This is a genomic window from Streptomyces sp. NPDC054757, from assembly GCF_053612185.1.
On sequence record NZ_JBSHBW010000001.1, the window covers coordinates 92,174 to 104,320 of the forward strand.

Below are 12,147 nucleotides of genomic sequence, written 5' to 3' on the forward strand. Positions count from 1 at the left end.
GGCGATGGCTCGGATGTTAGACAGCGGTGAGCGATATGCGCAATGAGCGTTGCACATGATGCAACGCACACTCTCTGGGAGGTTCCATGGCGGGCGCGGCAGGTACGGCGGACGCGGCGGACGCACGCGAGACCATCGGCGCTGAAGTGGTCGACCACCGCTTCAAGGGGCTGCCGCCCGACGCCACGGGGCTGACCCTCGCCGCCCTGGCGGCCGAGCGCCGGAACCTCTTCACCGACGGGTTCACCACCCCCGTGCTCGCGCTCTCGGCCGAGTCGGTCGAGCACAACCTCGCCCTCATGGAGACCTACTCCACCCAGCACGGTCTCGCCTTCGCCCCGCACGGCAAGACGTCGATGGCCCCCCAGCTCTTCGACCGGCAGACCGAGCACGGCGCCTGGGGCATCACCCTCGCCGTACCGCACCAGGTCCGGGTCGCCCGCGCCTTCGGGGTGCAGCGGATCTTCGTCGCCAACGAGATCGTGGACGCCCCGGCGCTGCGCTGGATCGCCGCCGAACTCGCCGCCGACCCCGGCTTCCGCTTCATCTGCTACGTCGACTCCGTACGCGGTGTCGAGCTGATGGACGAGGCGCTCCGCGGCGCCGCCCGCCCGCTCGACGTGGTCGTCGAACTGGGCGCGGGCGACGGCGCGCGCACCGGCGTGCGGACCGAGGCCCAGTGCGCGGCGGTCGCCGACGCGGTGTCCGCCACGGACACGCTGCGGCTGGTCGGCGTCGCCGGTTACGAGGGCGAGGTGCCCGAGGCCGACGGCGAAAAGGTACGTGCCTGGCTGCGCCGACTGGTCGCGCTGGCCGCCGACTTCGACCGGGCCGGCCGCTTCGCGGGCCTGGACGAGATCGTGCTGAGCGCAGGCGGCAGCGCCTGGTTCGACGCGGTGGCCGACGTCTTCGCCGAGGTGCCCGCGCTCTCCGCCCCCGTACTGAAGCTGCTGCGCTCCGGCGCCTATGTCTCCCACGACGACGGCCACTACAAGCATCTGACGCCCTTCAACCGGGTGCCGTCCGAGGGCGCGCTCCAGCCGGCCTTCCGGCTCTGGGCGCAGGTCGTCTCACGCCCCACCGGTGAGCAGGCGTTCGTCAACGCGGGCAAGCGGGACGCGGCGTACGACCTCGACCTGCCGCAGGCGCAGGCCGTACGCGACGCGCGCACCGGCGAGGTACGCCCCGCCACCGGCATCACGCTCACCGGCCTCTCCGACCAGCACGGCTGGCTGCGTACCGCCGACGAGGCCCGTCTCGACGTCGGCGACTGGGTCGGCCTCGGGCTCTCGCACCCCTGCACCTCCTTCGACAAGTGGCAGCTGATCCCGCTCGTCGAGGCGGACGGCACGGTGACGGACTACATCCGTACGTACTTCTGAGCGGACCGGAAGGGGGACCGGCGGCACAGCACAGCAACACAGGGCAAGGGAGCAGGAACCATGGATCTCGTCATCCGCGACGTCCGGGTCGTGGACGGAACCGGCGGTGCCCCGTACCGCGCCGACGTCGCCGTCGACAGCGGGCGCATCACCTCCATCGTCCGTGAGGGGTCCGGCCCGCGGCCGGGTGCGGCAAGGGTCATCGAGGCGCACGGGCTCGCCCTGTCGCCCGGCTTCATCGACATGCACGCCCACTCGGACCTGGCGCTGCTGCGCGACCCCGGCCACGAGGCGAAGGCCGCGCAGGGGGTGACGCTTGAGGTGCTCGGCCAGGACGGGCTCTCGTACGCACCGGTCGACGACCGCACCCGCGCCGAGGTCCGCCGGGCCATCACCGGGTGGAACGGCGACGGTTCGGACATCGACTTCGACTGGCACACCGTCGGCGGCTATCTGGACCGGCTCGACCGGGGCATCGCGGTCAACGCCGCGTATCTGATCCCGCAGGGAACCCTGCGGATGTACGCGATGGGCTGGGACGACCGGCCCACCACCCCGGCCGAGACCGAGCGGATGAAGCAGCTGGTGGCCGAGGGCATGGAGCAGGGCGCCGTCGGGATGTCGTCGGGGCTCACCTACACCCCGGGCATGTACGCGGACGACGCCGAACTCACCGAGCTGTGCCGGGTGGTGGCCTCCTACGGCGGCTACTACTGCCCCCACCACCGCAGTTACGGCGCCGGCGCGCTCCGGGCGTACCAGGAGATGGTCGGCCTCACCCGGGCCGCCGGCTGCGCGCTCCACCTCGCCCACGCCACCATGAACTTCGGTGTGAACAAGGGGAAGGCGCCCGAACTGCTCGCCCTCCTCGACGAGGCGCTGGACGGCGGCGCCGACATCTCCCTCGACACCTACCCGTACACCCCTGGCTGTACGACGCTCGTCGCCATGCTCCCCAGCTGGGCGAGCGAGGGCGGCCCCGACGCGATCCTGGGGCGGCTGCGGGACGAGGAGACGTCCCGGAAGATCCGCCAGGTCATGGAGGTCGAGGGCGCCGACGGATGTCACGGAGTGCCCATCGAGTGGGACGCCATCGAGATCTCCGGGGTGTCCGACCCGGCGCTGCGCGACCATGTCGGGCGGTCCGTCGCGGCCAGTGCGCGCGAGCGCGGCGAGGAGCCGTGGGTGACGGCGCGGCGGCTGCTGATCGAGGACCGGCTCGGCTCGACGATCCTCCAGCACGTCGGCCACGAGGAGAACGTCCGGCAGATCATGCGCCACCGGGTGCACACCGGCGGCAGCGACGGAATCCTCCAGGGCGACAAGCCGCACCCCCGGGCGTACGGCACCTTCCCCGAGTACCTCGGCCGGTACGTACGGGAGCTGGGCGTGCTGTCCCTGGAGGAGTGCGTGGCGCATCTCACCTCGCGCCCGGCGGCCCGGCTGCGGCTGGCGGACCGGGGCCTGGTCCGCGAGGGGTACCGCGCCGATCTGGTCCTCTTCGATCCGGAGACGGTCGCGGCGGGCTCCACGTTCGAGGCCCCGCGCACCCTGCCGACCGGTATCCCGCATGTGCTGATCGACGGCCGCCCGGTCATCGAGGACGGCAGGCGCACCGACGTGCTCGCGGGCCGCTCGGTCCGGCGCACACCCGCCAGGGCCTGAGGGCCGGGCCCCGGCGCAGACCCGCCGGGGCCCGCCCTCCCCCCCTGTGGGCGAAAACACCAGGCCGTCGCCGTTATGTCACCGTAGGGTTGCGGACATGCAGGTGATCCAGTCAACGAAGCTCGCCAACGTCTGTTACGAGATCCGGGGCCCGGTTCTCGACGAGGCAATGCGGCTGGAGGCAGCAGGTCACCGCATCCTCAAGCTCAACACCGGCAACCCGGCCGCCTTCGGTTTCGAGTGCCCGCCGGAAATCCTGGAGGACATGCTCCGCAACCTCGGCGGCGCGCACGGCTACGGCGACGCCAAGGGGCTGCTGTCCGCGCGCCGGGCCGTGATGCAGCACTACCAGACCAAGGGCATCGAGCTGGGCGTCGAGGACATCTACCTCGGCAACGGGGTGTCCGAGCTGATCCAGATGTCGATGCAGGCGCTGCTCGACGACGGCGACGAGGTGCTCGTACCGGCCCCGGACTATCCGCTGTGGACGGCCTCGGTCTCCCTGGCGGGCGGCACGGCCGTGCACTACCGCTGCGACGAGCAGGCCGACTGGATGCCGGACCTCGCCGACATCGAGCGGAAGGTCACCGACCGCACCAAGGCGATCGTGATCATCAACCCGAACAACCCGACGGGCGCGGTCTACGACGACGAGCTGCTGCGCGGCATCGCGGACATCGCCCGCCGCCACTCCCTGACCATCTGCTCGGACGAGATCTACGACCGGATCCTCTACGACGGCGCCACCCACACCCCCACGGCGGCCATCGCCCCCGATCTGATGGTCCTGACCTTCAACGGCCTCTCCAAGAACTACCGGGTGGCCGGGTTCCGCTCCGGCTGGATGGCGGTGTGCGGACCGAAGGGGCACGCCTCCTCGTACATCGAGGGCCTGACGATCCTGGCGAACATGCGGCTCTGCGCCAACATGCCCTCGCAGCACGCGGTGGCCACGGCGCTCGGCGGGCGGCAGTCGATCCAGGACCTGGTGCTGCCGGGCGGCCGCATCCTGGAGCAGCGCGACACCGCGTACGAGCTGCTGACGCAGATCCCCGGGGTGACCTGTGTGAAGCCCAAGGGCGCGCTGTATCTCTTCCCGCGCCTGGACCCGAAGGTCTACAAGGTGAAGGACGACCGGCAGATGGTCCTCGATCTGCTGCGCGCCGAGAAGATCATGGTGGTGCACGGCACCGGGTTCAACTGGCCGGAGCCCGACCACTTCCGGATCGTGACGCTGCCCCCGGCGAAGGAGCTGGAGGACGCGGTGACCCGGATCGGGAGCTTCCTGGACGGCTACGCGCAGCGATGACGCGAGCCGGCACGGTTCACGACTCGGCTCAACTTTAGACAGAATCTAATATAGGACGCTAGGATGGAGTCCTGCCCGCGAGGAGGAGGCCATCCCATGTACGAACCGATCCGCACCAAGTCGGTCCACACGGTGGCCGAGGAGTCCGCAGCCACCGGTTACCCCCACCGCAGCCGTGACGAGGAGCTGGACCTCCAGCTCGCCGGTCATCTGGCCGCGCTCCTCGCGGTGACGGACGAGCTGGGCCTGACGGCCGAGGGGGACCGTATCGCCGAGCAGGTGGCCAGGTTGCGCGGCACCCCGCCGACCCGGCACGCGGGCCTCAGCAACGCCTCCCCCGCCGCCCTGCACGCACGCGCCCACCATCTGGCGGGCCGCGCCCTGCTGGTGGCGGCCTCACGCGCGGACACCGCGGCGGCGATCCTCTCCGCGGAGCGGATGGACGCCCACCTGGCGGCCCGGCCACTCGCCGGCGCCCACTGACCGGCCCCGGTTCGCGGGCCGCGGAGGCGCGCGGACCGGGCGCCACCCAACCTCCCCGCGCATCACCTACCGCGCACCGCCCACAGCGCACACCGGCACACCGCACCTACGAAAAACCCGGCCCCCGGAACCAGAACTGGTTCCGGGGGCCGGGCCGTACGCGGCGGGCCGGGATGACCCCACAGGTCAGGGCGGATGTCGGGTGGACCCGCCGCGCGGCTTTCGGACGGCTCCGCGGGGAGCCGAAGGGATCCGGGAGATCCGGGGAAGGGCTCAGCCCAGGCGCTTCACCAGCGACCGGTACTCGTCCCACAGCTCTTGCGGCGCGTGGTCGCCGAAGGTGTTGAGGTGCTCGGGGATCAGGGCCGCCTCCTCGCGCCAGACCTCCTTGTCGACCGTGAGCAGGAAGTCCATGTCGGCCTCCGAGACATCCAGACCGCTGGTGTCGAGCGCACCCTTGGCCGGCAGCACGCCGATGGGGGTCTCGACGCCCTCGCCCCTGCCCTCCAGGCGCTCGACGATCCACTTCAGGACCCGGCTGTTCTCACCGAATCCGGGCCAGACGAACTTGCCCGCGTCGTTCTTGCGGAACCAGTTGACGTAGTAGATCTTCGGCAGCTTCGCCGGGTCTCCTTCCCGCGCGGCGTCGCGGCCGACCTTGACCCAGTGCCCCATGTAGTCGCCCATGTTGTACCCGCAGAACGGCAGCATGGCGAACGGGTCGCGGCGCAGCTCACCGACCTTGCCCTCGGCTGCGGCGGTCTTCTCGGACGCGACGTTCGCACCGAGGAAGACCCCGTGGTTCCAGTCGAAGGACTCGGTGACCAGCGGTACGGCGGAGGCGCGGCGGCCACCGAAGAGGATCGCCGAGATCGGCACGCCCTTCGGGTCCTCCCACTCCGGGGCGATGATCGGGCACTGCCCGGCCGGGGTGGTGAAGCGGGCATTGGGGTGGGCGGCGGGGGTGCCGGACTCGGGGGTCCAGTCGTTGCCCTTCCAGTCCGTGAGGTGGGCGGGCGTCTCCTCGGTCATGCCCTCCCACCAGACGTCGCCGTCGTCGGTCAGCGCGACGTTGGTGAAGACGGAGTTGCCCCACAGGGTCTTCATCGCGTTGGCGTTGGTCCGCTCCCCCGTGCCGGGCGCGACACCGAAGAATCCGGCCTCCGGGTTGATCGCGTAGAGCCGGCCGTCCTCACCGAAGCGCATCCAGGCGATGTCGTCCCCGATGGTCTCCACGGTCCAGCCGGAGATGGTCGGCTCCAGCATCGCCAGGTTGGTCTTGCCGCAGGCCGAGGGGAACGCCGCGGCCACATACTTGGACTCACCGCGCGGCGGCGTCAGCTTCAGTACGAGCATGTGCTCGGCCAGCCAGCCCTCGTCCCGCGCCATTACCGATGCGATGCGCAGCGCGTAGCACTTCTTGCCCAGCAGGGCGTTGCCGCCGTAGCCGGAGCCGTACGACCAGATCTCCCGGTCCTCGGGGAAGTGCGAGATGTACTTGGTGGAGTTGCACGGCCACGGGACGTCGGCCTCGCCATCGGCGAGCGGGGCGCCGAGGGTGTGGACGGCCTTCACGAAGAAGCCGTCGGATCCCAGCTCGTCCAGGACCTCCTGGCCCATGCGCGTCATCGTGCGCATCGAGACCGCGACATACGCGGAGTCGGTGATCTCCACGCCGATCGCGGAGAGCGGCGAGCCGACCGGGCCCATGCAGAACGGGACGACGTACATCGTGCGGCCGCGCATCGAGCCGCGGAACACTCCGCCCTGACCGCCCGACCCGGAGAAGATCTCGCGCATCTCCGCCGGGGCCTTCCAGTGGTTCGTCGGGCCGGCGTCCTCCTCCTTGGCGGAGCAGATGAACGTACGGTCCTCGACGCGTGCGACGTCCGACGGGTCGGACGCGGCGTAGTAGGAGTTCGGGCGCTTGATCGGGTCGAGTTTCCGGAAGGTGCCCTTGGCAACGAGCTCACCGCACAGGCGCTCGTACTCAGCCTCGGAACCGTCACACCAGACCACACTGTCCGGTTGGGTCAGCTCGGCGATCTCGTTGACCCACGAGATCAGTTCCTGGTGCCGGGTCGGGAGGACAGCGGTCGGAAGGACAGCGGGAGCCGCGATGTCGCGCGCCACGATTGCTCCAATGCACGTTTTGAGGGGTTGAGGGTTGATCTGCCCCTTGGGGGCAACGGCCCGGATGCTTCGTAGCCGCTCATCCGGTGCCGCTCGCACTCATCTGATGATCCGCGTCTTCCGCCCATCTGTCCAGGGGGCCTCTCACGTGAGCATCACCACTCGCCGGCCTGGCGCCGAAAAGGGCCGGGCCGCACCGGAGACCGGAAAGCCACGGATGCGACCGGAGACCGGAAACCTACGGATACGTAGGTAGCCATCGATACGTAGGTAGCATCGACATATGACTTCCGCCGCCCCAGAAGCGACCGCGCCCCGCCCGGCCCTGGTGAAACCGCGGCTGCGCGGCTGGCTGCACGCCGGGATGTTCCCGGCCGTGATCGTCGCGGGACTCGCGCTCGTGGCTCTCGCCGACTCCACCCGGGCCCGTATCGCCTGCGCGATCTACATCCTCACGGCCTGCATGCTCTTCGGGGTGAGCGCCGTGTACCACCGCGGCACCTGGGGCCGCAGGGGTGAGGCCGTACTGCGCAGGCTCGACCACGCGAACATCTTCCTGATCATCGCGGGCACCTACACACCCCTGACGCTGCTCCTGCTGCCCGGGTCGACGGCGGCGCCGCTGCTCTGGGCGGTCTGGGGAGCGGCCCTGGCGGGCATCGCCTTCCGGGTCTTCTGGGTCGGCGCGCCTCGCTGGCTCTACACGCCCTGCTACATCGCGATGGGCTGGGCCGCGGTCTTCTTCCTGCCCGACTTCATGCGGGCGGGCGGGGTGGCCGTCCTCGTCTGTGTCATCGTCGGCGGGCTGCTCTACAGCGCGGGCGGTGTGATCTACGCGCTCAAGCGCCCCAACCCGTCACCGCGCTGGTTCGGCTTCCACGAGGTGTTCCACTCGCTGACCCTGGCCGCCTTCATCACGCAGTACGTGGCGATCTCCCTGGTCGCCTACTGACGGCCCGCACCACATACGGCTGTGGCCGGGGCCCGTACCTCTACGCGGTACGGACCCCGGCCACAGCAGTGACTACGCGTCGTCGTCCCGCACCCCGCCCAACTGCCCGGCCAGTACCGCCGGATCGGGCGTCGGCGCACTGCAGGTGAAGTTCCGGCAGACATACGCGGCGGCCCGCCCGTCGATCAGCGGCCGGTCCACCAGCAGCGGGAACTCCTCGCTGCCGCTCTCCCCCACCGCGACCACCGCCCCCGGCGCCGTAGCGAGCAGCGCGGTGCGGTGCAGGGCCGCCGTCCCGGCGTCACCCGCGGGCCCGACCACCGCCACCTCACGCGGCCCGTCGAGTGCCGCCTCCGCCACCGCGAGCCCCCAGCCGATGAAGCGGGGTGCCCGCGGGCCGAGCGCCTTCACCACACCGAGCGCCCGTTCGGCGGCGGTGCGGTGCGCCTCGGAGCCGGTGTGCGCCGCGTACGAGAGCAACGCCCCCGCGGCGGCGGTCCACCCCGAGGGGGTCGCGGTGTCCGTCGGGTCCTGGGGGCGGCGGATCAGCGGCTCGGCGTCGTGCGCGGTGTCGTAGAGCGTGCCGTCCGCACCGGTGAAGCGGTCGAGTACGAGATCGAGCAGGAACCCGGCGAACTCCAGCCAGACCCCCTCGCCCGTGACCCCGGCCAGCGCGAGGAACCCCTCGGCGACATCCGCATAGTCCTCCAGGACACCGGAGTTGGCACCGGCCCGGCCGTCCCTGGAGGTACGAGTGAGCCGGGCGCCGTCGTCCATGTGCAGCCGCACCAGCAGATCGGCGGCCTCGGTGGCGCGCTCGACCAGATCGGGCCGCTCGAAACAGGCACCGGCCTCGGCGAGTGCCGCGACGGCCAGACCGTTCCACGCCGCGACGACCTTGTCGTCCCGGCCGGGCCGGGGCCGCAGGCTCCGCGCGGCGAGCAGCCGCTCACGCAGCCCGGCGGGGACGTCGTCACCCGGCAACTGCAGAACGGAGGCTCCCTCCTCGAACGTCCCCTCCTCGGTCACCCCGTACAGCAGCGCGGCCCGCTCACCGTCCTGCTCGCCCAGCACCTCGCGCAGCTGCGCCGGGGTCCAGACGTAGTAGGCACCCTCGACGTGCCGGCCGTCCGCATCCTCACTGTCGGCGTCCAGCGCGGAGGCGAACCCGCCCTCGGGGGTGCGCAGTTCGGTCGCGATGAAGTCGGCGGTCTCCAGGGCCACCCGGCGAGCCAGCTCCGATCCGGTGGCCCGCCACAGGTGCGTGTAGACCCGGCAGAGCAGGGCGTTGTCGTACAGCATCTTCTCGAAGTGGGGCACCCGCCACTCCCGGTCCACCGAGTACCGCGCGAACCCGCCGCCGAGCTGGTCGTACATCCCGCCGCGCGCCATCGCCTCACAGGTGTCGGCGGCCATCTGGAGGGCCCCGTCGGAGCCGGTACGGGCATGGTGGCGCAGCAGGAACTCGACGGCCATGGACGGCGGGAACTTGGGCGCACCCCCGAACCCGGCGTTCCTGGCGTCGTACTCCCGCGTCAGCGCGAGCAGCGCCCGCCCGAGCTCCTCCGCACCGGGCGGCCCGGCGCCGTCCTGGGCGAGGGAACGCCCCGCCAGATCCTCCACGACCTTGGCGGCCACCTCGTCCACCTCACCGCGCCGGCCGGTCCAGGCCCCGGTGACCCCTTCGAGCACCTGCCGGAAGGACGGCATGCCGTGCCGGGGCTCGGGCGGGAAGTACGTACCGAAGTAGAAGGGCTGGGCATCGGCATTGAGAAACACGGTCATGGGCCAGCCGCCCTGCCCGGTGGCGGCCTGGACGGCCTCCATATAGACGGCGTCGATGTCCGGCCGCTCCTCGCGGTCGACCTTGACCGGCACGAAGTGCTCATTGAGATAGGCGGCGGTCGGTTCGTCCTCGAAGGACTCGTGGGCCATGACGTGGCACCAGTGATCATCAGGCTAAGTGGCACGACGAATAACCCACCGAGAGAAGGATGGGAACGTCGCGCCGCTTGGCCTCTTGCATCGCCTCCTCTCCCCATGGCCACCAGTCCACAGGATTGGAGGCGTGCTGGAGGAGATAGGGCGACTGGGAATCAGCCAGTCGGTTCATACAGGCATCGTCGCACGCTCTGGGTCGGCCAGCCCAGAGCGGCTGCCCCAACATCAGCCAGCTTCGGCAGAAGGGGCACGGAGCTCCTTCTCGGTCCAGGCCCCCCACTCCAGCGAGTCCGCCCTCTGCACAGGGCAGTACGTTCAGGTGCAGGTCGATTCAGCCGGACGACGAGCTGCGCGGCGGTGTCCTCCACTGCCGCGACGGGTGCAATCACACAGAGGTGAACGGCTCGCCCACACGGGCCCGCCCCGGCGTCGGCAGTTTCGAGATTCAACGGAGCGAGACCAGGACTGCGGTCATCAATGCGGACAGTAGATGCCCTGCCCACCAATATCTGATCACCCGCCGCCGGTCTACGAAAACGCAGCCCTCGGCAGCAGTCCAGCTCCTGCATATGGTTGGGTGGATAATCAGGGAATTTCGTGGCGTGGATTTATCACCATACGGCCGCGCGAGCCTCCGGCAACGAAAATTGAGGCCGTTTCAATGTTTGGCAGCCACCGAGGATCGATTCACTACCACCCTGGTCCGCCACCCTACCGATCCGAAGCCCGGAGATGAATTACTATAATATTATTACTACGAAGGTTTAGCGTCGACCTTATTTGGATATCCTCACACACCACCATGGAGGAGCAAATGGTTGCATCAATCGTGACAGCAGGAACCGGTATCGTAGTCGCAATCATGGCGTACTGGCTGAATCATCGAGGTGAAGTTCGTAGATCCCTCAGGAAGGAACGGATCAACTGGGTAAGCAGCCAGCTAAGAGAACTCTACGGCCCGCTTCTCGTTTTGGTGGAGACCAACGAACGGGCATGGAGCGAATATCGGAGAGCATACTTTCCAACTGATCGTGGAGTATCACCTGAGGTTTCGCTGACGGATTCGGTGTCGATGCGATGGCACGTGTGGGTCGAGACTGTCTTTGCCCCAAGGGCCCAACAGATAAGAGAAATCGTCACCGCGCGCGGAGATCTCATCATCGAAAGGGAGATGCCGACGGTAGTGCTTGACTTCTGCGCCCATGCAGCAACCTACGATGCCCTATTGGCAGACTGGGGCACCGCCTCTGTTAACGATTCGACGCTGATCCGTCACCCGGGAAGCGATTTTCTGTCGTACGTGCGCGATTCGTACATCGCTCTGAAAGCCGAGCAAGAAGAACTGTTGAAGTTGAGCCGACCCTAACGAGAATTTAGGCAGTCGGCAACGAATACACGGGGAGGCGAACCCTTTATGAAGGTATTCCTGAGTTGGTCCGGAGAGCGCTCCAGGCAAGTTGCCGAGGCTCTCAAGTGCTGGCTTCCGGATGTCATCCAAGAGCTTGATCCATGGGTTTCGAGTCAAGACATTGCCAAAGGAGGGAGAGGGATCGATGAAATTACTCATGAACTTGCCGCGACAGACTTCGGAATTATCTGCGTGACCCCGGAGAACCAAGCATCGACGTGGATCAATTTCGAGGCAGGATCACTTGCCAAGAAATTCGAAATTGCCCATGTCGCCCCATTCCTCATTGGCATGAAGATTGCAGACCTAACCGGCCCACTCTCCAAGTTTCAGGCCACCGTAGGCGAAAATCGGGACGACGTCCGAAAGCTGATTAGCGATATGAACAAGGCGTCAGTAAGACGACTGGTGGTCGAAGATCGCCTGGAACGAGCATTCGTGCGGAGTTGGCCCGAACTGGGAAGGATGCTTCAAGAAGCCCGAAGAGCATCCCTGCCAGAAGGTGCACGAAATCCAATCGAACGGTCAGAGGCGGAGATGCTCGAAGAGATTCTTTTGTTGGTTCGAAAACAAGAATATCGCAGGACAAGTCTGGAAGGGAAGGTAAATCAGGCCGAAGAAAAACTATCGCGCAGTCGACGAATCAGCCAAGACGAATTCATCGTGACATCATTTTCTAAAATTGGATGGCAGGTTATCAACGCCTCATGGGAAAATACCGAGGTAAGTATTACCGCACGCCATCCGGAAGACAGTAGCGTATTCTTGTCGCGCGATTTCATTGAGCGCATGGCCAAGTCTCTGGACAGGCCCGTGGTCGTGATGAACGAGTCAGGGGATGCGCTAATTCGTAGCGGTGCCAACTTCTCTTAGC

General features: G+C 68.1%; 8 protein-coding genes and 1 pseudogene. 7 read left to right on the top strand and 2 right to left on the bottom strand.

The features are described 5' to 3' along the window. Positions 1-86 precede the first annotated feature (86 nt). From ACWGKJ_RS00315 to ACWGKJ_RS00330, 4 genes are all read left to right on the top strand, one after another. Entirely contained in the window at positions 87-1,382 is a 1,296-nt protein-coding gene (locus tag ACWGKJ_RS00315) for an amino acid deaminase (protein ID WP_385018804.1), read from the top strand. A 60-nt stretch (positions 1,383-1,442) separates the two neighbouring features. Continuing rightward, positions 1,443-3,047 (top strand): N-acyl-D-amino-acid deacylase family protein, encoded by a 1,605-nt coding sequence (locus ACWGKJ_RS00320; RefSeq protein WP_385018802.1) that lies wholly within the window; start codon positions 1,443-1,445, stop codon positions 3,045-3,047. 97 nt (positions 3,048-3,144) lie between these two features. Next, positions 3,145-4,356 (top strand): pyridoxal phosphate-dependent aminotransferase, encoded by a 1,212-nt coding sequence (locus tag ACWGKJ_RS00325; RefSeq protein ID WP_385018800.1) that lies wholly within the window; start codon positions 3,145-3,147, stop codon positions 4,354-4,356. Positions 4,357-4,452: 96 nt separating this feature from the next. Next, positions 4,453-4,839 (top strand): SCO4983 family protein, encoded by a 387-nt coding sequence (locus ACWGKJ_RS00330; protein ID WP_385018798.1) that lies wholly within the window; start codon positions 4,453-4,455, stop codon positions 4,837-4,839. A 273-nt stretch (positions 4,840-5,112) separates the two neighbouring features. Here the strand turns inward: ACWGKJ_RS00330 and ACWGKJ_RS00335 are convergent, their stop codons facing one another. After that, positions 5,113-6,972, bottom strand: coding sequence for a phosphoenolpyruvate carboxykinase (GTP) (locus ACWGKJ_RS00335; protein ID WP_385018796.1), 1,860 nt, complete (start codon positions 6,970-6,972; stop codon positions 5,113-5,115). Between the two features lie 283 nt (positions 6,973-7,255). Here ACWGKJ_RS00335 and trhA point away from each other — a divergent pair, with 283 nt between their 5' ends. Then, on the top strand, positions 7,256-7,924 hold the full coding sequence (gene trhA, locus ACWGKJ_RS00340) for a PAQR family membrane homeostasis protein TrhA (protein WP_385018794.1): 669 nt from the start codon (positions 7,256-7,258) through the stop codon (positions 7,922-7,924). Between the two features lie 72 nt (positions 7,925-7,996). Here the strand turns inward: trhA and ACWGKJ_RS00345 are convergent. Next, positions 7,997-10,037: pseudogene (locus ACWGKJ_RS00345) on the bottom strand (thioredoxin domain-containing protein). Positions 10,038-10,679: 642 nt separating this feature from the next. Between ACWGKJ_RS00345 and ACWGKJ_RS00350 the strand changes: the two are divergent. Both ACWGKJ_RS00350 and ACWGKJ_RS00355 read left to right on the top strand, forming a co-directional pair. After that, a complete protein-coding gene (locus ACWGKJ_RS00350) occupies positions 10,680-11,231 on the top strand; it encodes a hypothetical protein (protein ID WP_385018792.1) in 552 nt (183 codons plus the stop codon). A 48-nt stretch (positions 11,232-11,279) separates the two neighbouring features. Then, positions 11,280-12,146 (top strand): hypothetical protein, encoded by an 867-nt coding sequence (locus tag ACWGKJ_RS00355; RefSeq protein ID WP_385018790.1) that lies wholly within the window; start codon positions 11,280-11,282, stop codon positions 12,144-12,146. Position 12,147: the final 1 nt, after the last annotated feature.